Source organism: Streptomyces sp. NPDC021080, from assembly GCF_044333225.1.
In the GTDB taxonomy this organism is placed as follows: domain Bacteria; phylum Actinomycetota; class Actinomycetes; order Streptomycetales; family Streptomycetaceae; genus Streptomyces.
Genome location: NZ_JBIRQM010000011.1, coordinates 34,639 through 57,714 on the forward strand (window position 1 = coordinate 34,639; position 23,076 = coordinate 57,714).

General features: G+C 70.3%; 19 protein-coding genes. 6 read left to right on the top strand and 13 right to left on the bottom strand.

The genetic code is table 11. The features are described 5' to 3' along the window. The first annotated feature begins 43 nt into the window (after window positions 1-43). A complete protein-coding gene (locus tag ACH4S8_RS26340; RefSeq protein WP_398398133.1) occupies window positions 44-166 on the top strand; it encodes a hypothetical protein in 123 nt (40 codons plus the stop codon). A 39-nt stretch (window positions 167-205) separates the two neighbouring features. Here ACH4S8_RS26340 and ACH4S8_RS26345 read toward each other — a convergent pair whose 3' ends face one another. The 6 genes from ACH4S8_RS26345 to ACH4S8_RS26370 all read right to left on the bottom strand — a co-directional run bounded on the left by ACH4S8_RS26345 (window position 206) and on the right by ACH4S8_RS26370 (window position 7,673). After that, a complete protein-coding gene (locus tag ACH4S8_RS26345) occupies window positions 206-607 on the bottom strand; it encodes a hypothetical protein (RefSeq protein WP_398398136.1) in 402 nt (133 codons plus the stop codon). Window positions 608-676: 69 nt separating this feature from the next. Then, window positions 677-2,428, bottom strand: a complete 1,752-nt coding sequence (oxc, locus tag ACH4S8_RS26350) for an oxalyl-CoA decarboxylase (RefSeq protein ID WP_398398138.1) — start codon at window positions 2,426-2,428, stop codon at window positions 677-679. A gap of 94 nt (window positions 2,429-2,522) precedes the next feature. Next, window positions 2,523-2,735, bottom strand: a complete 213-nt coding sequence (locus tag ACH4S8_RS26355) for a formate dehydrogenase subunit delta (protein ID WP_398398140.1) — start codon at window positions 2,733-2,735, stop codon at window positions 2,523-2,525. Continuing rightward, window positions 2,732-5,560 carry a formate dehydrogenase subunit alpha gene (gene fdhF, locus ACH4S8_RS26360; RefSeq protein ID WP_398398142.1) on the bottom strand — a complete coding sequence of 943 codons (2,829 nt, stop codon included), beginning with the start codon at window positions 5,558-5,560 and terminating at the stop codon, window positions 2,732-2,734. Before fdhF ends, ACH4S8_RS26355 begins: the two co-directional genes overlap by 4 nt. Then, window positions 5,557-7,197 carry a formate dehydrogenase beta subunit gene (locus ACH4S8_RS26365; RefSeq protein ID WP_398398144.1) on the bottom strand — a complete coding sequence of 547 codons (1,641 nt, stop codon included), beginning with the start codon at window positions 7,195-7,197 and terminating at the stop codon, window positions 5,557-5,559. Before ACH4S8_RS26365 ends, fdhF begins: the two co-directional genes overlap by 4 nt. Beyond that, on the bottom strand, window positions 7,194-7,673 hold the full coding sequence (locus ACH4S8_RS26370) for an NAD(P)H-dependent oxidoreductase subunit E (RefSeq protein ID WP_398398146.1): 480 nt from the start codon (window positions 7,671-7,673) through the stop codon (window positions 7,194-7,196). Before ACH4S8_RS26370 ends, ACH4S8_RS26365 begins: the two co-directional genes overlap by 4 nt. A gap of 360 nt (window positions 7,674-8,033) precedes the next feature. Here ACH4S8_RS26370 and ACH4S8_RS26375 point away from each other — a divergent pair, with 360 nt between their 5' ends. Beyond that, the gene (locus ACH4S8_RS26375) at window positions 8,034-8,723 is read left to right on the top strand and encodes a GntR family transcriptional regulator (RefSeq protein ID WP_398398148.1); all 690 of its coding nucleotides are present in this window, start codon (window positions 8,034-8,036) and stop codon (window positions 8,721-8,723) included. A 23-nt stretch (window positions 8,724-8,746) separates the two neighbouring features. Here the strand turns inward: ACH4S8_RS26375 and ACH4S8_RS26380 are convergent, their stop codons facing one another. Beyond that, window positions 8,747-9,508 (bottom strand): acyl-CoA dehydrogenase family protein, encoded by a 762-nt coding sequence (locus ACH4S8_RS26380; protein WP_398398150.1) that lies wholly within the window; start codon window positions 9,506-9,508, stop codon window positions 8,747-8,749. A gap of 179 nt (window positions 9,509-9,687) precedes the next feature. Then, window positions 9,688-10,242: a beta-class carbonic anhydrase gene (locus tag ACH4S8_RS26385; protein WP_398398152.1), complete on the bottom strand. Its 555-nt coding sequence runs from the start codon at window positions 10,240-10,242 to the stop codon at window positions 9,688-9,690. A 308-nt stretch (window positions 10,243-10,550) separates the two neighbouring features. Between ACH4S8_RS26385 and ACH4S8_RS26390 the strand changes: the two genes are divergently transcribed. Both ACH4S8_RS26390 and ACH4S8_RS26395 read left to right on the top strand, forming a co-directional pair. After that, the gene (locus ACH4S8_RS26390) at window positions 10,551-13,040 is read left to right on the top strand and encodes a heavy metal translocating P-type ATPase (RefSeq protein WP_398398154.1); all 2,490 of its coding nucleotides are present in this window, start codon (window positions 10,551-10,553) and stop codon (window positions 13,038-13,040) included. A 162-nt stretch (window positions 13,041-13,202) separates the two neighbouring features. After that, a complete protein-coding gene (locus tag ACH4S8_RS26395) occupies window positions 13,203-14,087 on the top strand; it encodes an ABC transporter substrate-binding protein (protein WP_398398156.1) in 885 nt (294 codons plus the stop codon). Between the two features lie 53 nt (window positions 14,088-14,140). Here the strand turns inward: ACH4S8_RS26395 and ACH4S8_RS26400 are convergent, their stop codons facing one another. After that, window positions 14,141-16,795: a SpoIIE family protein phosphatase gene (locus tag ACH4S8_RS26400; RefSeq protein WP_398398158.1), complete on the bottom strand. Its 2,655-nt coding sequence runs from the start codon at window positions 16,793-16,795 to the stop codon at window positions 14,141-14,143. A gap of 269 nt (window positions 16,796-17,064) precedes the next feature. Further along, window positions 17,065-17,859: an SGNH/GDSL hydrolase family protein gene (locus ACH4S8_RS26405; RefSeq protein ID WP_398398161.1), complete on the bottom strand. Its 795-nt coding sequence runs from the start codon at window positions 17,857-17,859 to the stop codon at window positions 17,065-17,067. Window positions 17,860-18,047: 188 nt separating this feature from the next. On the opposite strand from ACH4S8_RS26405, the gene ACH4S8_RS26410 reads away from it, so the two are divergent. Beyond that, window positions 18,048-18,953, top strand: coding sequence for a 2'-5' RNA ligase family protein (locus tag ACH4S8_RS26410; RefSeq protein WP_398398164.1), 906 nt, complete (start codon window positions 18,048-18,050; stop codon window positions 18,951-18,953). Between the two features lie 167 nt (window positions 18,954-19,120). Beyond that, the gene (locus tag ACH4S8_RS26415; RefSeq protein WP_398398620.1) at window positions 19,121-20,341 is read left to right on the top strand and encodes an Ig-like domain-containing protein; all 1,221 of its coding nucleotides are present in this window, start codon (window positions 19,121-19,123) and stop codon (window positions 20,339-20,341) included. Window positions 20,342-20,846: 505 nt separating this feature from the next. Here the strand turns inward: ACH4S8_RS26415 and ACH4S8_RS26420 are convergent. From ACH4S8_RS26420 to ACH4S8_RS26430, 3 genes are all read right to left on the bottom strand, one after another. Continuing rightward, on the bottom strand, window positions 20,847-21,299 hold the full coding sequence (locus tag ACH4S8_RS26420; protein ID WP_398398166.1) for a hypothetical protein: 453 nt from the start codon (window positions 21,297-21,299) through the stop codon (window positions 20,847-20,849). A gap of 114 nt (window positions 21,300-21,413) precedes the next feature. Then, window positions 21,414-21,851, bottom strand: coding sequence for a hypothetical protein (locus tag ACH4S8_RS26425; RefSeq protein WP_398398169.1), 438 nt, complete (start codon window positions 21,849-21,851; stop codon window positions 21,414-21,416). A gap of 636 nt (window positions 21,852-22,487) precedes the next feature. Continuing rightward, window positions 22,488-23,057, bottom strand: a complete 570-nt coding sequence (locus ACH4S8_RS26430; RefSeq protein ID WP_398398171.1) for a hypothetical protein — start codon at window positions 23,055-23,057, stop codon at window positions 22,488-22,490. Window positions 23,058-23,076: the final 19 nt, after the last annotated feature.

The window sequence follows — 23,076 nt, forward strand, 5'->3', positions numbered from 1 at the left end:
CGCTGCGACGTCCACGAGCCGTTCGGCCGGCACCCGGTGGGACGTGGACGTCCTGCCGCCGACCGCCCCGCAACGGGCGGAGGGGCTACAGGTGTTCCGCCGCGTCGCCGCGGCGCTCACGGACGACGGCGAGACCGCCGGCAGCCGCTTCGGCGTGAGCGGCTGAGCTCGGGCCGGCCGGAACGCGCCCGGTCTGGAACGGGTTTCAGGCCGCCGGGCGGTCCCTTCCGGTTCGGGACAGCCACTGCCACCGTCTGCGCTCGGTCACACAGGTCACGACGGCCAGCAGGCTGACCGGTACCGCCGCCCAGGCGGGCCAGGCGAGCCACGAGAACACCACCGCCGCGACGAGTTGAAGCAGCACCAGCAGCACGGTCGCCCGACCCGGCACCGCCACCATGACGTTGGACTTGTCTCCCGGGGTCGCGAAGACGGTCGGCAGGCCGATGAGCAGCACCACGGAGACGACGGCGAGCAGCCACGAACGGTCGGACAGCGCCCAGGGCGTGGCCACCCAGGCCACGATCTCCGTCGCGAAGCGAAAGACGGAGGGTATGCGGTCGTCGGGCCGCCCCGACGCGGTCGCTCCAAGAGCGGTATCGGTCACCGCGAAACGATCCCACGCCGGACTCCCGATCACCAGACGGGCACGATCCCTGTGAAGTCGGTCCGCAGGTCACTTCGCGGCCGACGCGATGTTGCCCCCCGTGATGCCCTTCGGGTTCAGGTGGGCGATGTGGCCGCTCTCGGTGCCGGCGGAGGGATCGATGGCGCAGTCGATGAGCGCCGGGCCGCCGGAGGCCAGTGCCTCGGTGAGGGCGGCGGTGACCTCGGCGGGCGTGGTCGCGCGATAGCCCTTGCCGCCGAACGCCTCGATCATCCGGTCGTGGCGGGCCGCGAGCATGAGGGTGGTCGGGGAGGGCGCGTCACCGAGGGGGTTGACGTCGTCTCCGCGGTAGACACCGCCGTTGTTCATGACGACCGTGACGACGGGCAGCCCGTACCGGCAGATCGTCTCCAGCTCCATGCCGCTGAACCCGAAGGCGCTGTCGCCCTCCACGGCCACGACCGGGGCGCCGCTCTCGACGGCGGCGGCGATCGCGTAGCCCATGCCGATGCCCATGACACCCCAGGTGCCGCTGTCGAGACGGTGCCGGGGCACGTGCATGTCGATGACGTTGCGCGCGATGTCCAGCGCGTTCGCGCCCTCGTTGACGATGTACGTCTCCGGGCGCTCGCGCACGACGTCGCGTACGGCCTTCAGGGCGCCCATGAACTGCATGGGACGCGGGTCCGCCTTCAGCCGCTCCGCCATCTTCGCGACGTTCCGCTCCGACCGCGCTCCCAGCTCCGCGCGCCAGGCGGCGGGGGCCGCGATCCGGCCGGGCTTGGCCCGCTCGGCGATCGCCTCCAGCACGGACTCGATGTCTCCGACGAGCGGGGCCGCGATGGGCTGGTTGCTGTCCATCTCCCGGGCCTCGATGTCGACGTGGATGAACCGGGCGTCGGGATTCCACTGCGGTGCCTGGCCGTGGTTCAGCAGCCAGTTGAGGCGCGCGCCGACGAGCATCACGACATCGGCCCTCTTCAGCGCGAGCGAACGGGCGGCGGCCGCCGACTGCGGGTGGTCGTCGGGCAGCAGGCCCTTGGCCATCGACATCGGGATGTAGGGGATGCCGGTGGACTCCACGAACTCACGGATGCGCTCGTCGGCCCGCGCGTACGCGGCTCCCTTGCCCAGCACCAGCAGCGGCCGTTCGGCACCCGCGAGCAGGTCGACGGCGCGGTCCACCGCCTCGGGCCCCGGGAACTGGCGCGGGGCGGGGTCGACGAGGCGGCTCAACGTCCTCGCGCCCGCCTCCGCGTCCATGACGGAGCCGAGCACCGCGGCGGGGACGTCGAGGTAGACACCGCCGGGGCGCCCGGAGACAGCGGTGCGCAGGGCGCGGGCGATGCCCCGGCCGATGTCCTCCACGCGGCCCACCCGGTAGGCGGCCTTGCAGAACGGCTGCGCGGCGGCGAGCTGGTCCATCTCCTCGTAGTCGCCCTGTCTGAGGTCGACCAGGTGCCGCTCGCTGGAGCCGGAGATCTGCACCATGGGGAAGCAGTTGGTGGTGGCGTTGGCCAGGGCGACCAGACCGTTGAGGAATCCGGGCGCGGACACGGTCAGACAGATGCCGGGCCTCTTCGTGAGAAAGCCGGCGGCCGCCGCGGCGTGGCCCGCGTTGCTCTCGTGCCGGAAGCCGATGTAGCGGATGCCCCGCGCCTGCGCGAGACGGGCCAGATCGGTGACCGGGATGCCGACGACCCCGTAGATCGTGTCGACGTCGTTCATCTGCAGCGCGTCGACGACCAGGTGGTACCCGTCGGTGAGCTCGGTCTGCGTGTCGGTGTTCGCCGCGGTCTCCGGTGTCGAGGGAGTGGTCATGGTCCGAGGTCCTCCTTGGGCTGGTTCTGTGGGTTTTCGGTCCTGGCGGTGGCTGGTCCAGGTGGTTTCCGGTTCTGGCGGTGGTCACCCCGGCTCAGCGCAGGAGCCGTACCGCCGCGATCACCAGTGGATGCAGCCCCTCGGCTCCGTCGTCGGCGTACGCGAGGAGCCGGGAGCGCATGCGCGGGTCCCAGAAGCGGCCGATGTGACCCGCGACGGCCTCGGCGGCCGACTCCTCCGGCAGGTGCCCGAGGTTCACGGCGATGTCGTTCGCCATCCGGCGTTCGGGTGGCACGGTCGCCGTCATGCCGGTCCACCACCGGTGAGGACGTCGTCCGCGGCCCGCCGCGGTGTCCGCTCGCCGTGTCCGAGCGGGTGGGCGAGCCCGACCTGTACGGCGGTGACCTTGTACTCGGGGCAGTTGGTCGCCCAGTCGGAGTTCTCGGTGGTCACCACGTTGGCGCCGGTCACCGGGTGGTGGAACGTGGTGTAGACGACGCCGGTGGGCATCCGGTCGGAGATCCGCGCCCGCAGGGTCGTCCGCCCGACCCTGCTGGCCAGCGTCACCAGAGCGCCGTCGGTGATGCCGCGGACCTCGGCGTCGTGCGGGTGCAGCTCCAGGACGTCCTCGGGATGCCAGGCGACGTTGCCGGTGCGCCGGGTCTGCGCGCCGACGTTGTACTGGCTGAGGATGCGCCCGGTGGTGAGCACCAGCGGGAAGCGCCGGGTGCTGCGTTCACTGGTCGGCACGTACGCGGTGACGACGAACCGGCCCTTGCCGCGCACGAACGCGTCGACGTGCATCACCGGTGTCCCCTCGGGGGCCGAGGCGTTGCACGGCCACTGCACGCTGCCCAGCTTGTCGAGCAGGTCGAAGGACACTCCGGTGAACGTCGGCGTGACCGCGGCGATCTCGTCCATGATCGCGGCCGGACGGTCGTACGCCATCGGGTAGCCCATGGCGGTGGCGATCTCGCACACGATCTGCCACTCGTGCCTGCCCGTCCTCGGCTTCGTCACCGCGCGCACCCGGTTGATCCGGCGTTCGGCGTTGGTGAACGTGCCGTCCTTCTCCAGGAAGGAGGCGCCGGGCAGGAAGACGTGCGCGAACCTGGCCGTCTCGTTGAGGAACAGGTCCTGCACGACCACGAGTTCCATCGCCTCGAGGGCGGCGGTGACGTGCTGGAGGTTGGGGTCGGACTGCGCGATGTCCTCGCCGTGCACGAACAGGCCGCGGAACGTCCCGTCGATCGCGGCGTCGAACATGTTGGGGATGCGCAGTCCGGGTTCGGCGAGGAGGGTGCCGCCCCACAGGTTCTCGAACACCTCGCGGACGGCGTCGTCGGACACATGGCGGTAGCCGGGCAGTTCGTGCGGGAAGGAGCCCATGTCGCAGGAGCCCTGGACGTTGTTCTGCCCGCGCAGGGGGTTGACCCCGACGCCGTCGCGGCCGATGTTGCCGCAGGCCATCGCGAGGTTGGCCATACCCATGACCATGGTCGAGCCCTGGCTGTGCTCGGTGACGCCGAGGCCGTAGTAGATGGAGCCGTTGGGTGCGTTCGCGTACAGCCGTGCGGCGGCGCGCAGTTGGCCGGCAGGGACACCACTGATCCCCTCGGTCGCCTCCGGACTGTTCTCGGGCAGGGCCACGAACTCCGCCCACGCGTCGAAGCCTTCGCACCGGGTGTCCACGAAGGAACGGTCGACCAGGCCCTCGGTGACGACCACGTGGGCCATGGCGTTGACGACGGCGACATTGGTGCTGGGCCGCAGCTGGAGGTGGTGCGCGGCCTCGACGTGCGGGGAGCGCACCAGGTCGATCCGGCGCGGGTCGACGACGATCAGCTCCGCGCCCTCGCGCAGGCGTCGCTTCATCCGGGAGGCGAACACCGGGTGTCCGTCGGTGGGGTTGGCCCCGATCACCACGATGACGTCGGCCTCGGCCACGGAGCGGAAGTCCTGGGTACCGGCCGACTCGCCGAAGGTCTGCTTGAGCCCGTATCCCGTCGGGGAGTGGCAGACACGGGCGCAGGTGTCCACGTTGTTGTTGCCGAACGCGGCGCGCACCATCTTCTGGACGACGTACACCTCCTCGTTGGTGCACCGTGACGAGGAGATCGCGCCGATCGAACCCTGCCCGTGCCGGCGCTGGATGTCCCGCATCCGCCGGGCGACCGTGCCGATGGCCTCGTCCCACTCGACCTCGCGCCAGGGATCGGTGATCGTTTCGCGGACCATGGGCTTGAGGACCCGGTCGGGGTGGGTGGCGTAGCCGAAGGCGAAGCGGCCCTTCACGCAGGAGTGGCCCTCGTTGGCGCCGCCGTCCTTGTACGGCACCATGCGGACGAGTTCGTCGCCGCGCAGCTCGGCCTTGAAGGAGCAGCCGACCCCGCAGTAGGCGCAGGTGGTGACCACCGACCGGGTGGGCATGCCGAGTTCGACCACCGACTTCTCCTGGAGCGTGGAGGTCGGGCAGGCCTGGACACAGGCCCCGCAGGACACGCACTCGGAGTCCATGAACGTCTCCGCGGCGCCGGGCGAGACCTTGGAGTCGAAGCCGCGTCCCTCGATGGTGAGCGCGAAGGTGCCCTGGACCTCGCCGCAGGCGCGCACACAGCGGGAGCAGGCGATGCACTTGGCCGGGTCGAAGTCGAAGTACGGGTTGGAGGTGTCCTTCTCGACGTCGAGGTGGTTCTCGCCCTCGTAGCCGTAGCGCACCTGCCGCAGGCCCACCACGCCCGCCATGTCCTGGAGTTCGCAGTCGCCGTTGGCCGGGCAGGTGAGACAGTCGAGCGGGTGGTCGGAGATGTACAGCTCCATGACGCCCTGGCGGAGCTTCTCCACCTTCGGTGTCTGCGTCCTGACCTTCATCCCGTCCGCCACCGGTGTGGTGCAGGAGGCGGGGGTGCCGCGCCGGCCGTCGATCTCCACCACGCACAACCGGCAGGAGCCGAAGGGTTCCAGACTGTCGGTAGCGCACAACTTCGGTATGTCGACGCCGGCGAGCGCGGCGGCGCGCATCACCGAGGTGCCCTCGGGAACGGTCACCGCCAGCCCGTCGACCTCCAACGACACCGTGGCCTCGCCGGGCCGTTCCGGGGTGCCGAAGTCGGGTTCCTTGAGCAGTGTCATGGTGTGCCCTCCCTCCTCGCGCCGCCGTTCTGCCGGGAGTTGGCCTCCGGGTCGGAGCCACGGGCGAGGAAGTCGTCAGGGAAGTGGGTGAGGGCGCTGCGTACGGGCATCGGTGTGAGCCCGCCCATCGCGCACAGTGAACCGTCGGTCATCAGGTCGCACAGGTCCTCCAGGAGCGCCAGGTTCTCGTCCCGTTGCCGACCGGCCACGATCCTGTCGATGACCTCGACGCCGCGTACCGAACCGACCCTGCACGGGGTGCACTTGCCGCAGGACTCGGCGGCGCAGAACTCCATCGCGAAGCGGGCCCGGGCGGCCATGTCGACGGTGTCGTCGAAGACGACGACGCCTCCGTGGCCGACCATCGCGCCGGCCTGCGCGAAGGCCTCGTAGTCCATCGGCAGATCGAACATCGACGTGGGCAGATAGGCGCCGAGCGGCCCGCCGACCTGCACCGTGCGCACCGGGCGGCCGGAGAGGGTGCCGCCGCCGTAGTCCTCGACCAGTTCGCGCAGGGTGACGCCGAACGCGGTCTCGACGATGCCGCCGCGCGCGATGTTGCCGCCGAGCTGGAAGACCTGGGTGCCGCGCGAGCGTTCGACACCGAGGTCCGCGTAGGCCCGCGCGCCGGAGGCGAGCACGACGGGGACCGTCGCGAGGGTGAGCACGTTGTTCACCACGGTGGGTCTGCCGAACAGGCCCTCGACCGCCGGGATCGGCGGTTTGGCGCGGACCGTGCCGCGCTTGCCCTCCAGGCTCTCCAGCATGGAGGTCTCCTCGCCGCAGATGTACGCGCCGCCTCCGACCCGGACGTGCAGGTCGAAGTCGAGGCCGGATCCGAGGACGTCCTCGCCGAGCCAGCCGTGTTCGCGGGCGACGCCGATCGCGGCCCGCATGGTGGCGACCGCGTCCGGGTACTCCGAGCGGATGTAGAGGTAGCCCTCGCTCGCGCCGACCGCGTGCGCGGCGATGGTCATGCCCTCGATGAGCAGGAACGGGTCGCCCTCCATGACCATGCGGTCGGCGAAGGTGCCGCTGTCGCCCTCGTCGGCGTTGCAGCAGACGAACTTGAGCTCGTCCGCGCACTCCAGGACGGTCTTCCATTTGACGCCGGCCGGGAATCCGGCGCCGCCCCGGCCGCGCAGGCCGGACGCGGTGACCTCGGCGACCACGTCCGCGGGCCGGCGCTCCAGTGCGGCGCGCAGTCCCACGAGGCCGCCGTGGGCCACGTAGTCGTCCGTGGACAGCGGGTCGGTGACGCCGACCCGGGCGAAGGTGACCCGGTTCTGCCGGGCCAGCCAGGGGTGCCGGTCCACCACGCCGATCCGCAGGGGGTGTTCGGCGCCGTCGAGCATGCCGGAGGCGAGCAGGTCCTCGACGTCGGACGGGGCCACGGGGCCGTAGCCGACGCGGCCGTGCGGGGTCACCACCTCGACGAGGGGTTCCAGCCAGAGCATGCCCCGTGATCCGTTGCGTACGACGTCGAGGGGGAAGCCGCCTCGTACGGCAGCCCTTCGCAGGGCGTCCGCGACGTCGTCCGCTCCGACGGACCGGGCGGCCGAGTCGCGGGGGACGTAGACGGTGGCGGCGGGGTGCGCCGTGCCCTCGGTCCGGTCGTCGTCGGGCCCGCCGGTCACGACGGGACCTCCCCGTCGAGGATCGAGCCCAGCCGGGCCGGGCCGACGCGTCCGTACAGCCGCCCGTTCACCTCCACCGACGGGCCCAGGGCGCAGTTGCCGAGGCAGAAGACCTGCTCGACGGTGAGGGCCCCGTCGGCGCTGGTCTCCCCGAGTGCCGGTCCGGCCTCGCGGGCCCGGGCCACCAGGCCGTCGGCGCCGAGCGCCTGGCAGGCCTCGGCCCGGCAGATGCGTACGACGACGCGGCCGGCCGGTTCCCGGCGGAAGTCGTGGTAGAAGGTCACCACTCCATGGACGTCCGCCCTGGAGAGGTTGAACTCGTCGGCGAGCACGGCGATCGCCTCCTGCGGAACACATCCCAACTTCGCCTGTACGGCGTGCAGTACGGGCAGGAGCGCACCGCGCTGATCCCGGTGGACGGCCGCCACCCTCCGCACCACGCTCTCGACCGTCACGTCACTCACGCTGGCCGTCATGATCGCTCCGCCTTCCCTTGCACGGGTCCCCGGCGATGCTTGCGGGAGACCGAGACACTACCCCATACAGGCTTCTGTATACAGAACTTAATCCGAATCAACTCGCTTCTCCCGGACGGGAATTGGCCACAGGGGCGAGGGCCGGCCGACCACGGGGGCGGGAGCGGGTTGACCACGGGGGCGGGAGTCGAGCGGTCCGCGCTCCGGCGGCACCCCGGCCGACCTGGGATCGCCTCCCGGCGACCCACCATCCTGCATACGAAAACCTGTATGCTGACGCGGCCGTCGGCGACCCTCTCGGCGGCCACCTCTCGGCAGAGCCGTCGGCCCCACGGGGCCCGGTGGCGGAACGGGGCTCCCATGCGTGAGGCACTCACGGCCGCCGCGACCCGGCGCGTCACCCGCCCGGCGCCACTTCGGCAGGCGGTGTACGACGCCCTGACCGAGCTGATCGTCAGCGGCTCCCTCAAGCCCGGCCAGCACCTCGTCGAGGCCGAACTCGCCGAACACCTCGGGGTCAGCCGCCAGCCGGTACGCGAGGCACTGCAACGGCTCCAGACCGACGGCTGGGTCGATCTGCGCCCCGCCCAGGGGGCCTTCGTCCACTCCCCCACCGAGGAGGAGGCCGCCCAGCTCCTGGGCGTCCGCGCGGTCCTCGAGACCTACTCGGCCCAACTCGCCGCCCAGCACGCGAAGCCCGAGGACGTCGAGAGACTCTGGGAGCTGCACCAGGAGGGCGTCGACGCCCTCGCCGCGAGCGACATCGAGCGGCTGGTCGCGGCGAACACCGCGCTGCACGCCTTCATCACGTCCATCGCCGACAACGCCGTACTGGCCGAACTGATCGCGGGTGTCGGCCAGAAGGTGCGCTGGTACTACACGCCGATCGCGCGGCCCCGCGGCAAGGAAGCCTGGAACGAACACGCCCAGCTCATCAGGGCCATCGCCAAGGGCGACTCCGACCGCGCCGGCGAGGTCATGCGCAAGCACACCGAGCGCACCACCGGCTTCTACCGCAAGCAGCTGGCCGCCGGGACGAACCAGGACTGACCGGGGGGCCCGCCGTACGGACCTCATCGCGCACACCGCCCGCCGGGTCCGGGGAGTGCGCCGTCGGCGGCAGCCCTCGGTCCCGGCAGCCACGGCCGCACACCGCGCAGCAGGATGTCGCGGCCGCCGCCGTCCCGTCCGAGCATCACGTCGGCGGGAACGAGCACCGGATCCGCGTACAGGGTGGAGGTCCCGCTGCCCCTGGGCCCTCCCCCGCCCGGCCGGGCGGGGACGAAGAGGTCCGAGACCTGCGCCGGAACGACCCACAAGGTCAGACCGTCCGGCCCGGCGAGCGGCCGGGAGGACCAGAGGTAGCTGTCGGCCTCCCCCGCGGCGACCACCTGCCGCTTGCGGCCCCGCAGGGCGACCACGTCGGCGAAACGGGTGGCGACCGAGCAGGACCCCTCGTACGCGCCCTCCTCCCCGCGCCCGCCGCATCCGTCCTCGAAGAGGGCGAGGCCGACGAGGTGCCGCCCGGCGACGATCTCCTCGCGCACCCAGGAGCCACCGCACAGTTCGACGGCGGCGACCGCCGCGAAGTGGGAGGTGAGCACGGCGGCGGTCGCCGGGCAGACGCGCGCGATCCTCGCGACCACGTCGACGGCCTCCGGGAGCCCGAGCCCGCCACCGCCGGACTCCCGGGCGACGGTGAGCCCGAGCACCCCCGCGCGGCCCAACGCCGCCACGGCCTCTCGGGGGAACCTGTCCTCCCGGGCCGTCCGTTCGGCGGCGGGCGCGACGACTTCGGCCAGGACGGTGGAGAGAGTGGTGGTGCGGTAGGACACGAGGTGCCCCCTCCTCGCGAGCGACTCCCGAAGACTGCATACAGTATGCAGCGTCCTCGCGAGACGCACCAGACGGATGCCGAGACGAATCCGGAGGCGGGAACCGCCCCGGAGGACCGCCCTCGTGCCGCAGGGCGGCGGCTCCACCGCCCTGCGGCACGAGAACGGGACAGAACGGCTCAGTCCCGCGGGTCGATCTCCCGCAGCAGCCCGGTCGTGACGTCGAAGACGAAGCCGCGGACGTCGTCGGTGTACGGCAGGAACGGTGACGTACGCACCCGCTGCATCGACTGCCGTACGTCCTGGTCGACGTCACGGAACGCCTCGACCGCCCAGGCCGGCCGCTGCCCGACCTCCATCTCCAGCTCGTGCCGGAACTCCTCGGTGATGCTCTGCAGACCGCAGCCCGTGTGGTGGATGAGTATGACGCTGCGCGTTCCCAGCGCGCGCTGACTGATCGTCAGGGACCGGATGGTGTCGTCCGTGACGACACCGCCCGCGTTGCGCACGGTGTGACAGTCCCCCAACTGGAGGCCGAGCGCGGCATGGAGGTCGATCCGGGCGTCCATGCAGGCCACGACGGCGACCCGCTGAACCGGACGGGCGTCCTTGCCCGGATCCACGAACCCGGCGGCATACGCGCGGTTGGCCGCCACGAGCCGGTCGATGACCGTCCCGCCGACCGGGAGAGGGTCGGCGGACCGGGCCGGACGACGGGATGCTGAAGTCGACATGAAGGGCTACCTCACTCGGATCGGTGACGGAGAGACCTCTACCCGATCCATGTATGCGATATGCGATAGCCCGCGCCTCGCCGCCCCCGCGAAAGGCCGCACACCCCGCGACCGGCGGACGCCGTGTCCGGCACCCCACGGCCGACGGACGCCGTGTCCGGCACCCCACGGCCGACGGACGCCGTGTCCGACACACCCCACGGCCAGCGGACGCCAGGTCCACTGTGCCACTGCGTCATCCGGTGGGAAGGAACGGTGTCCGCCCCGGAGCGGCGCGGGATCGTCGGCCGCTGCGTCACAGTGGTGCCGTGTACGACCACGACACCGAGCGCGGCCGCCGCACGGAGGCGCCGAAGGACCGCAGCACCGTCGTGCTGGACGTCCGGGGGCTGCGCTGGGCCTCTCAGCAGAGCACCGTCACCGCGGTCCTCGGACGGCGGCCGGGGGTTCTCGACGTCGAGACCAACCCGGTGGCCCAGACGGCGACGGTGGTCTACGACCCGCGTCGCACCTCCCTGACCGAGCTGCGGCACTGGGTGAGGGAGTGCGGCTGTCACTGTGCGGGCCGGTCCGTCCCGGCGCACCTCTGCGACCCGATGGCCGAACCCGGGCCACCCGCGACACCGGCCGCATCCGGACCAGCACCCGGACCCGGACCCGGACCAGCATCCACACCTGCCCCAGCACCGACACCTGCCCCAGCACCGGCATCGGCCCCCTCACCGGCACCGACGCCCGGACCCGCACCGGCGGCTTCTCCGGACGAGATGACGGGGCACGGTGGGCAAGAGGGCATGTCGATGGCCGCCATGGTCGCCGACATGCGCAACCGCTTCCTCGTCGCCGCGCTCTTCTCGGTCCCCGTCGTGATGTGGTCGCCGATCGGCAGGAACGTCTTCCACCTGGACCTGCCCGTCCCCTTCGGGCTGCGCGAGGACGCGTGGGCGCTGCTGCTGAGCCTGCCGGTGATCCTCTACTCCTGCACGATCTTCTTCGACGGTGCCCGGCGGGCCCTGCGCGCCCGCACCCTCGACATGATGGTGCTGGTGGCGGTCGCGGTGGGCTCGGGGTGGCTGTACTCGCTGATCGTCACCCTCACCGGCGGCGGCGACGTCTTCTACGAGGCGGTCACCGTGCTGGCCTCCTTCGTCCTGCTGGGCCACTGGTTCGAGATGCGGGCCCGGGGCGGCGCCAACGACGCCATCCGCACCCTGCTCGACCTCGCCCCGCCCAAGGCGCTCGTCCTGCGCGACGGCGACCCCGTCGAGGTGCCCACCGCCGAGATCGTGGTCGGTGACCTGCTGCTGATCCGCCCCGGCGCCAAGATCGCCGTGGACGGTACGGTCGAGGAGGGCACCAGTGAGATCGACGAGTCGATGGTCACGGGCGAGAGCCTGCCCGTGCACAAGGAACCGGGCTCACCGGTCGTCGGCGCCACCGTCAACGCGAACGGCACGCTGCGGGTGCGGGCGACGAAGGTCGGCTCCGACACCGCGCTCGCCCAGATCGTGGAACTCGTCCAGCAGGCACAGAACTCCAAGGCCCCCGGGCAGCGGCTGGCCGATCGCGCCGCGTTCTGGCTGGTCCTCGTCGCCCTGGTCGGCGGCGCCGTGACGCTGACCGTGTGGCTGCTCGCCGGGCGCCCGCCGAGCGAAGCCATGCTGTTCGCGATCACCGTCGTCGTGATCACCTGTCCGGACGCGCTCGGGCTGGCCACTCCCACCGCGATCATGGTGGGAACCGGACTCGGTGCGAAGCGGGGCGTGCTGTTCAAGAACGCCCTGGGCCTGGAGACGTCGGCCCGTGTCGACACCGTCGTCATGGACAAGACGGGCACGCTCACCAGGGGCGAGCCGGAGGTCACCGACGTCCTCACGGACGCCCGTACGACCGAGGAGGAACTCCTGCGGCTGGTCGCCGCGGTGGAACGGGAGTCCGAACACCCGCTGGCGGAGGCGGTCGTACGGTACGCCGGGGCCAGGGGGATCGCCGCCGAGCGGGCGGTGGGTTTCGAGAACGTGCCCGGTCATGGCGCGATCGCCCGGGTGTCGGGCCACCGGGTCGCGGTCGGCAACCTCCGGCTGGCAGAGCGCGAGGGCATCGACCTCGCGGAGCTGACCCGGGACCGGGAGAGACTGGCCACCACGGGTCGTACGGTCGTGATCGCGGCGGTCGACGGTCGCGCGGCCGGACTCATCGGCATCGCCGACGCGCCGAGGGAGACGTCGGGGGCCGCGGTCCGCGAACTGCACGCGCTCGGTGTCGAGGTCGTCATGCTCACCGGCGACAACCGGGCGACCGCCGAGCGGATCGCCGGGCAGCTGGGCATCGACACCGTGATCGCCGAGGTCCTGCCGGGCGACAAGGCCGCCGAGGTGGCCGGACTGCAGGCCGGCGGCCGCAAGGTCGCCATGGTGGGCGACGGCGTGAACGACGCCCCCGCGCTCGCGCAGGCCGACCTCGGTATCGCGATCGGCGCGGGCACCGACGTCGCCATCGAGACCGCGGACCTGGTCCTGATGCGCTCCGATCCGCTGGACGTGCCCACCGCCCTGCGCATCGGGCGCGGCACCCTGCGCAAGATGCACCAGAACCTCGGCTGGGCCATCGGCTACAACGCGCTGGCGCTGCCGATCGCCGCCGGCGTGTTCGAGCCGGCCTTCGGTTTCGTGCTGCGCCCGGAGATCGCCGCGCTGTCCATGTCCGGCTCCAGCTTCATCGTCGCCGTCAACGCCCTCGCCCTGAAGGGATTTCGCCTGCCCGGCACCGGCCGGCCCTCCGCGCCCGCTCCGCCGTAGGACGAGACACACGGCCCCGGCCCTCCGCGCACCCCACCGGCCGTGCGGCCGGGGCGACGGTGGCGCCGAAACGGCACACTTCTCCCACGTGGCTCCGGCAGTCGTACGGTTCGGGGTGATTTATGGTGGCTCAAGGAGTATGCCCCTACCGGAGGTGCAATGATGCGCGCCGCGGCAGCGATCGTCTCTCTGACTGTCGGCGTGGCGCTCATGGTCGCGACATCGGCTTGCGACGAGGGCGGGTCGAAGTCCCCGAAGACCCAGCAGTACGGCGACTGTCCGATCTCGGGACGTCACGGGGAGTTCCACCTGTCCCCCATGACGGCGGGCGCCCTCACGGTCAAGACGACCCTGCCCGCGCCCGGCTGGTGGAACAGCGGCAGCGACCCGGCCGGCATCAAGAGCGGCTACGAATACTGCATGGCCGCCAACATCGCCTACCGGTCCGGACTCGACCGGGTGAAGGTGGAGAACGCCCCCTTCCCGGAGGTCGTCTCCGGAAAGACCAAGAACTTCGACCTGGCCCTGGCACAGATCACGATCACCCCGGAACGGAGCAAGGTCGCCGAGTTCTCCCCGCCCTACCTCGCCTCGACCCTGGGCGTGCTGATCAGGGACGGCGAGAAGATCGACCAGGACAACATCAGTGACGTCCGCATCGGCGTGGCGGAGGGCACCACGGGCGAGGCGTTCGTGAAGAACCGCCTCAAGCCGACCAAGCCCGTCACCGCCTTCCCCAACGACCCGGACATGGTCACCGCGCTGGAGAAGGGCCGGATCGACGCGGTCGTCCACGACACGACGATCCTGCTGGCGTACCCCCAGAAGCGGGAGGGCAGGGTGCGTCTCGTGGGCCAGTACCGGACCGACCAGGGTTACGGCGCCTTGTATCCGAAGGGGTCGCCCAACAGGAAAGAGCTGGACCGGGTCATCAAGCAGCTGATCGACGACGGGACGCTCGCCAAACTGTCGGTCGTCTATCTCGGGGGCGCCTTCGGCCAGGACCCGGACAAGATCCCGTACTTCAAGGTCGTCCCCGGCTCCTGAACACTCCGGGGCACCGGGCCCCGCGGTGCGCGGCGGTCCGGTTCCGTCCCGTGTCACAGGTCCGCCATCAGGAGGGCGCCGAGATCACCGGCGGCTCCGGCGTCGAGTGCCTGCTCAGCCCAGATGATCTTGCCTCGGTCGGTGTACCGGGTCCCCCAGCGGCGGGACATCTGCGCGACGAGGAACAGACCGCGCCCCCCTTCGTCGGTGAAGGTCGCGCGACGCAGGTGCGGGGACGTGCTGGTGCCGTCGCCCACCTCGCAGATCAGGCTGTCGCCGTCGCGCAGCAGCCGCAGACTGATGGGGCTCCCTCCGTACCGGATGGCGTTCGTCACCAGTTCGCTGAGGATCAGCTCGGTCGTGAACGCGGCCTCGCCGAGCCCCCAGGCCTCCAGCCTGCGGGTGGCCTCGGCGCGGATCCGGGGGACGGCCGCGGGGTCGGCGGGCACCTCCCACTCCTCGATCTGGTCCGGGTCGAGCAGCCGGGTGCGGGCGACGAGCAGGGCGACGTCGTCGCTCGATCCGGTGCGCAGCATCGCGTCGAGCACCGTGCGGCAGGTGTCGTCCGGAGTGGCACCGTCCGTCCCGACGAGCGCCTGCTTCAGCATGCCGAGCCCCACGTCGATGTCGCGGCCGCGGGCCTCGATCAGTCCGTCGGTGTAGAGGACCAGACGGCTGTCGGCGGCCAGCCGGAGTTCGGCCGTCTCGACCGGCAGACCCGCCCCCACGCCCAGGGGCGGGGCGACGGGGATGTCGGGGAACGTCACGGAGCCGTCCGGCGAGACCAGCGCCGGACCGGGATGGCCGGCCCGGGCGAGGACACACCGCCCGGAGACCGGATCGTAGACCGCGTACAGGCAGGTGGCGCCGGTGATGGCCTCGGCCGCCGCGTCCTCGTCGATCCGGGTGATCAGGTCGTCCAGGTGACCGAGGATCTCGTCCGGAGGCAGGTCCAGGGCGGCGAAGTTGTGCACCGCCGTCCTCAGGCGGCCCATCGTCGCGGCGGCGTGCAGACCGTGTCCGACGACGTCACCGACCACCAGGGCCACCCGCGCGCCCGGCAGCGGGATGACGTCGTACCAGTCGCCGCCCACCCCCGCCTGGGCGGGCAGGTACCGGTGCCCGACCTCCAGCGCGGACAGCTCGGGGAGGACGCCGGGCAGCAGGCTGCGCTGGAGGGTGACGGCCGTGATGTGCTCCCGGGTGTAGCGGCGCGCGTTGTCGATGCACACGGCCGCCCGGGCGGCGAGTTCCTCCGCGGGGGACAGGTCGTCCGGCTCGAAGGGGGCCTGATCCGCCCGCCAGAACTCCACGACCCCCAGCAATTGGCCCCGCGCCTTGAGCGGCACCGAGATCATGGAGTGGATACCGTATTCGGTGATCTTCTGCGCCTTCTCCGGGTCCTGGGCCCGCCATCCGTCGGCCGTGGCGAGGTGCTCCACGAGGACCGACCGGCCGGTGGTCATACCGATGGCCACGGGGTTGCCGGACACGTAGCGCATCAGCGTCCCGGCGGGGCGAAGGGGCGCGTCCTGCCGGATGCCCGCGGTCGCGACGCGACGCATGTCCGTACTCGCCCCCGTCGGTTCACCGCCCTGCAGCACGGACTCCACCAGCTCGACCGTGGCGAAGTCGGCGAAGCGCGGGACCGCCACCTCGGCCAGTTCCTCGGCGGTGCGCGTCACGTCGAGGGTGGTACCGATCCGCGTGCTGGCCTCGTAGAGCAGCTGCAGGCGTCCGCCCGCCACGTCCGCGCGGCCCGCGAGGGCGCGCAGCTCCGTGGTGTCGCGCAGGGTGGCCACGCTGCCGCCGTTCGGGCCCACCGGCCGTACGTTGACCGCGAGCAGGACGTCTCCGGCCAGGAAGACCTGGTCCGTGGCCGCCCGGCCCGATGCCAGCAGTGCGGCCAGGGCCGGGCTCAGTCCGAGTTCGGTGACCGGCCTGCCCTCGGCCTCCGACGGCAGCGCGACCAGCCGGCGCGCCTCGTCGTTGACCAGCAGCAGGCTTCCGTCACCGTCCAGGATGATCACGCCCTCACGGACCGCGTGCAGCACCGCGTCGTGGTGCTCGTACATACGGGTCATCTCAACCGGTCCCAGGCCCCCGGTCTGGCGCCGCAGACGCCCGCTGACCAGGGCCGACCCGCCCGCGGCCAACAGCAGCGCGACACCGCCGGCGGCGAAGATCACCGGCAGTTGCTGCTGCACCACACCGGCCACCTTGTCCACCGTGACCCCCACGGTGATGAGGCCGACGACGGTCCCCTTGGCGTCGAAGACGGCCACCGTCGAGTCGACCGCCTTCCCCAGACTGCTGTCGAACGTGGTCTGGTGGGGCTGGCCTCCGAGCGCGTCGCTGAAGGAGGTGGTGACGTGCTTCCCGATCTGCGACGGGTCCGGATGGGTCCACCGGAAGCCGTAGGGGCTCAGCGCCACGACGTAGTCGACGCCGGTCTTCTTGCGCACCACCTCGGCATGGGGCTGGAGCAGCGCCGTCGGGTGTTTGCTCTTCATCGCCGCCACCGTGCCCGGGGCGTTCGCGAACGTCTCGGCCACCGACAGCGACCGGTCGCCGGCCTCCCGGATCGCGCGGTTGCGGTCCTGGATCACGAGCACCACCACGGCCGTGGCGATGAGCAGCAGGACGACGACCAGTTGCAGCAGGAAGACCTGACCGGCGACGCTGCGCGGAGTCAGGCGCGACCACATACGCGCGCCGACGGATCGGCGATGGGCCTCCGGGCCGGCTTCCGGCGGTCCGGTCTTCGGCGGCACACGGTCGCCCCGGCGGCTCGCCGGGACTTTTCGCCCAAGTTTGCCCATTTCCTCAGTATCAGTGACCGGCCCGGCGGGCGCGGCTCAGGAGAAGCCGGTCCCGGGTTCTCCGGCGACCTCGTGCGACCTCGTCACCGCCCAGGTCCGGCCGTCGTTCGACGGGGGAGGTCAGGGGGCGAGCCGGGCCGGCTCGCCCCGGGGGGTCAGCTGTTGGCGTTGAGGACGGGGTAGTAGCCACTGGCGTGGCCGGTGGCGGTGGGGTGGTACGACTCCCAGCTCGGCGAGACCACCAGGGAGTGCAGCCAGCCGTCGCTGGAGCACAGCTCATGGCCGCCGAACGCGGTGCGGACGTCTCCGAAGACGAAGCCGTGGGCGGCGGCACGGGCGGCGATGACGCCGTCGATGACGTCCGAGGCCTCGTCGATCTTGCTGTGCTTGGTGGCGCTGAGGCCGACGCAGAAGACGTTGAGCGTATACATGTGCGGGTAGCCCAGAACGACCACCTTGGCGTTGGGCGCCTTGGCGCGGATGGCGTCGTAGGTGGCGTCCAGGCGGGCGGGGAGCGTGTTCCGGGCGTAGTTCTCGGCCGTGTTCACGCGATTGACGCAGTCGGTGTCGGAGCCGGTCACGCAGGTGGTCATGACGTCCGAGAAGCCGGCGTCGTTGCCGCCGATGGTGAGGGAGACGAGGCCGGTGGAGGAGTTCAGCGGGGCGAGCTGGTTGTTCGTCACGTCCGTGGTGACCGCGCCGGAGCAGGAGGTGTCGGCGAACGAGGACGGTGCGTGGGCGTTCTTCCACAGGTAGGGGTAGGCGCTGAGGCTGCGGTGGCAGTCTCCGCTCGAACTGTCGTAGTTCCCTGCGCCGTTGCCGGCCGAGTACGAGTCACCCAGTGCGACATAGGCCGGCCCGGCGGCGTTCGCCGGACCGGTCAGCACCAGGCCGAACATCATCGCGAGACCGAGGGCGACAAGGGCGGATCTCAATTTGACGCGTCTCACAGGACCTCCCTGAGCGGGAAAGCTGGCCCTCATTTGGTACAACGGACAACCACTTGATGGAAGTGTTCATGTCAAAATTGTTTCCGTATTCAACATCACGTTTGACGTCACGGAAACACGCCCGGACGCCGGGCCGCGCGGCACCCTGGAGGAGGAGGCGGCGGCGCGACAGCGGGAGAGGACGCGTGATGCGAACCGGCGACGAGACCGCCCACCCGGGCCGCCAGGACCCGCGGGACCGGGCGGCAGGGGTGGACCCCGTCGACGCGTCGCACTCCGGCCGGACACGGGAGCCGCGAGCGGACCCGGGCTTCGGCCGGGCACGGGAGCCGCGAACGGCCCCGGGCTCCGGTGGGGCGCGGGACCTACGAGCGGACCCGGACTCCGGTGGGACACGGGACCCACGAGCGGACCCGGACTCCGGTGGGGCGCGGGACCTACGAGCAGACCCGGACTCCGGCCGGGAAGAACGCGTCGCCGCCCTCGGCTCGCCCCCGACGGCCCGCACCGCGGTGGCCTGGATCCCGCCCGCGGAGCTGTGGCCGCCGATCCAGGACATCCGCCGGGATCACGACCCGCAGATCCACCGCTGGCCGCCGCACGTCAATGTGCTGTTCCCCTTCGTGCCCGAGGCCGACTTCGAGCGGGCCGCCCCGCTGCTCGCCGCGGCAACGGCCGGGACGCCGGTCTTCACCGCCCGGCTGGACGGAGTGCGGACCTTCCGGCACAGGGCGCACTCCACCGTGTGGCTCGATCCGGCGGCGGCCGGCCGGGCACCGTGGGAGGACCTGCACCACGCGCTGCACCAGCGGTTCCCCCTCTGCCGCGGACCCGTCAAGACCTTCACTCCGCACCTGTCCCTGGGCCGGACCCGGGATCCGCGGCGCGTCGGCGCCGACTGCACCGCCCGGCTCGACGCCATGACGGCGACGGTCTGGGAACTCGTCCTGCTCTCGCGCAGGGGTCACGGGCCGATGCAGCCACGCGCCACGATCATCCTGGGCACGGGCGAGGTCCGCCGCCTCCCCGCACCCGGTCTCGAAACGCCCGGCCCGGAGGACACGGCATGGCTCTCCGAGATCACCGACAGATGAGGCCGTCACGCGTGAAACCCACCACAAACCACTCCCGCAAACCGGACTAAACCGTAAAAATGCTTCTTTGGGGCCGATTGCCCCTTCGGTAATCGGCTCGGGGGATTCAACGACCAGCGGCATGGGAGAAGCGTTTGATCACCGTACGCAAGCGACGCACCGGACTGATGGCTACGGCCGGAGCACTCGCACTCACAGCACTGGGCGGTACCAGCTACGCAGCCACCAACGACACCGGGACCCACCCGGAAACGAAGGCACAGACACAAACACAGACACCGTCACCGTCACAGTCACCTCAGGCGGGCGCCCAGGACGTTTCCGACGCCCGAATAAAGATCACGCCCGGGCAAGGAGTCCACGGCGTCGGGGTCAACACCCCCGTGAACGTCACCGTCAGCAACGGCAGGCTCACCAAGGTGACCATGACCGCCACCGCGACCGGTACCGAGGTTCTGGGCACCCTGTCCGCGGACGGCACGTCCTGGAAGCCGAACGGCCCACTGAAGCGGGCCACCGGATATCTGGTCGCCGCGGAGGCCGAGGACGCACAGGGCCGCTCCGCCACCGCGAACGCCACGATCTCCACGGTCTCCCCGGCCAACGACTTCCTCGGTCACCTCTCCCCCGGGAACGGCTCGACCGTCGGTGTGGGCATGCCGGTGTCCTTCACCTTCGGCAAGGCGATCGGCGACAAGGCCGCCGTGGAGTCGAAGATCCAGGTCAGCACCAGCAGCGGCGAGCAGGTCGTCGGCCATTGGCTCAACAGCAGCCGCCTGGACTTCCGCCCCGAGCACTACTGGAAGCCCGGCTCCACCGTCACCGTCAGGATGAACCTCGACGGCGTCCAGAAGACGTCCACGTTCAAGATCGGCCGGAGCCAGATCAGCACCGTCGACGCCAGGACCAAGCAGATGACCGTCGTACGGGACGGCAAGACGATCAAGACCATCCCGATCTCGTCCGGCAGCGCCGAGCACCCGACGTACAACGGCCGGATGGTCATCTCCGAGAAGTACCGGCAGATCCACATGAACGGCGCGACCGTCGGCCTCACGGAGAAGGACGGCAAGCCCTCGTACGACATCAAGGCCGTACCGCACGCCATGCGCCTGACCGCCTCGGGCACGTTCATCCACGGCAACTACTGGGGCGGCGACTCGGTCTTCGGCAAGGTCAACACCAGCCACGGCTGCGTCGGCCTGAAGGACGTCAGGAACGCCGGCGACCCCAAGCTGCCCGCGGCCTGGTTCTTCGACAACTCGATGACCGGTGACGTCGTGATCGTCAAGAACTCCGCGGACAAGACCACGGTGGCCCCGGACAACGGCTTCGGCGACTGGAACATGCCGTGGAGCAAGTGGGTCTCGGGCAGCACGTCCAACTGACGCCACGTCACTCCCCAAGCGTCTGAACCTGAATCCCTTCCGCCAGGCGGCGGGCGACACCGTATCGCCCGCCGCCTACGACGTCAGGACGCTCGAGTAGCCCTCGCCGCGTGTGGGACCGCGGTTGCGTCATGTCGTCCAACATACGACCGATATCGGCGGACCGGCGGACTGTTCGACACCAGTACTGTGCGCCCATCGCCCTATAGGTGCTAGAAACCTCATCCACGCTGGTCAGGCCGCATAGGGGCGCTGTCGTGACCGGCTCACCCACCTCAACGTCCAGCGACGCGACCGTCTCGGCGGCATCCTGCACAAGTACCAACATGCCGCGTGAGCAGGGCGGATGATTTTTCGGCACCCGCAACGTCGTCGACGAGTTACCGGGTTACACATGGGACCCCGCCGCGTCCGAGCGCGGCGAGGACAAGCCGATCAAGTGCGACGACCACAGCGTCGATGCACTGCGCCGTGCACTCCCCCGCGCACAAGCGGCGCCACCTGCTCACCACATCCACCGGCGCCGGGGAACCGGGATAGTTCGCCCCGTCCGAGCCCTCCACAAGAGCACGGAGCAGTAGACCCAGCCGGACAGGGAGATCAGCCCCAGCAGAATGCTTAAGGCTCCAACAAGTGCAGCCGAGGGGAAAGCGCGCAGATGCCCCAGCGTCACGGCAAGGCTCTCAACCGACAGCAACCACAGGTTCCAACGTCGCTTCCTGCGAATGACCTTGACGTAATCTTCAAATCTGCGCTGCTCAGCTGCATCTTTGGCGGCCTCTTCATTGAGAATGCGCCGCTGGCGTTCATTCCAACGCCGTTGCGTCTCCGCCGCCTCCGGGTCCATCGGCGCAGCGGGCGAGGTGAACACAACGTCACCGTGAATGGCACCGGACTGCACGACGGGACCCCCGACGTCGCCGCTCAACTCATTGCGTGCGTACGGCTGTTCACTCATGAGACGAAAGATACGCCTGGCGCTCGAATGATCACCAATGGAGGCACCATGCCGCTGTCGTAGAACAGTGCTCCCTGGCCGCTACCCGCATGGCCATCGCACCTTCCGCAGGACTCAGCCCTGACCGGAAGGTGTCCCGAAGCTCAGCGAGCCCACGTTGCCGGCCTGAATGACTGGGCCGTGCTGCACGCCTCCGCTGATCGTGTTGCGGACATCCGCGACCTGTTGATCGTGTCTTTGCGGTGCCAAGTCATCAAGAATTGAACGTAGTTCGGAAGCGGCATCCCGGTTAGCCAACAACGTGCGCCGCAATCGCGTACGCCACTCCGCCTCGACATCCAAGGCGGTCTGCTCGTCGCCAGCCTGCATGGCCGTCGCCAGTTCTCCACGCGAGGTCTCTAGCTCACCCTCGATCAGGTCTTCCTCACCACTACGGTGACGTGAGAAGAATGAGACCATACGGTCACGGGCCTGTTCCCAGGAGTCCGCCGCCATCTGCTGAACGAATACCGTAGCGCCTGCGGCAGCGAGTGCCACCAACTCCGCTTCCATCGAACCCCCTTCGGAGCAGCTGACGCAGCCACCCTACTTCTCTGCACTCGACGACCACAGCGTCAACGCCTCGCGGTACGTGGCGCCTACGGGCTCGGAGAGGCGGAGCGATCCCTAGCCTTCCTCCCAAACCTCCAAATACTCCCAAACTTCGCAGGTCTCCCACCTCTCCCGGGCCTCTCTCTCCCCCCCCCGAAGTCGGGCTCTTCGTCCTCTGGGTATGCAGCGGGCGCGACCCAACGGAACAGGACAATCGCGCCGACGATGGAGAGTACAACCGGTGCCACCCACCGGTCGGTGAGGAACCCGAATGTGAGGCACGAGGCAACAGCGAGAACGAGGCAGATTCCGGCGCACCCCATGCGCGAACTCAGCCTCGTGGGCCTCCTCAGCCTCTGTGGCCTCCCTGACCTCTGCTTCCTTCCGCATAACTTTCGCCATGTGGCGAGCCAGCTTGCCAGGGTCCTGTGTCGTGCCGGACCAGTGCATGTGAACGCTTCCGAACTGCCCCACGGGCCCGTTCACGTTGCCACTGAGATTGTTCTCGACGCGTGACTCTCCCTCAGACTTCCCACCGTGGTCCCCCATGTGGGGAAACGGTAAGGCACAGCACCAGTTGACGACAGAGCGCGTCCGTCAACCTCTATCGATCGAGACGGCAGGAGAGGGGATGCCCCTGCCTGAAAACAGTGCCCCTGGCCGCCCGAGCCGCTCGCCGCTCTGATCCCCGAGATCCGCACCGATGACGCGTGGCACTCCGGGGACCGCGAATGCCTCGCCGAGCTGAGGAACCACAGACTGTGGCGATGCAATAGGTACCGACGGCTTCGCGGGGCGGCGAGGTCGACGGGGGCTGAAGGTCCTCGCGCTCACGGAGTAAGGCGTCCATCCTCTCCTTCTCGTCGTGATCCTGCCGAGCAGTGGAAGTGAGAGGTTCGTCGGCGGCGCCGGGTTCGTCAGCTTCCCAGATGTCACGCCACCGGTGTCCAACTCGGGTGTGCTCCGCCTTGAAGCAAGATGCCACGGCGGCTCCCACACCACGCGGTCTTTCGGGATGATGCATGGCCTGTCGATCTGCCGCTGCAGGACAGCCAACTGGTGGCACAGCGTCAATATCTCGATGTCCTTGTCCACAGCGCTCATCGGCAGCAGTCGCATGAAGGCGAACAGGCTCGACACAGCCAGGTAGGGCAGTCGCAACAGCACGATCCACCAGCCTGGCACG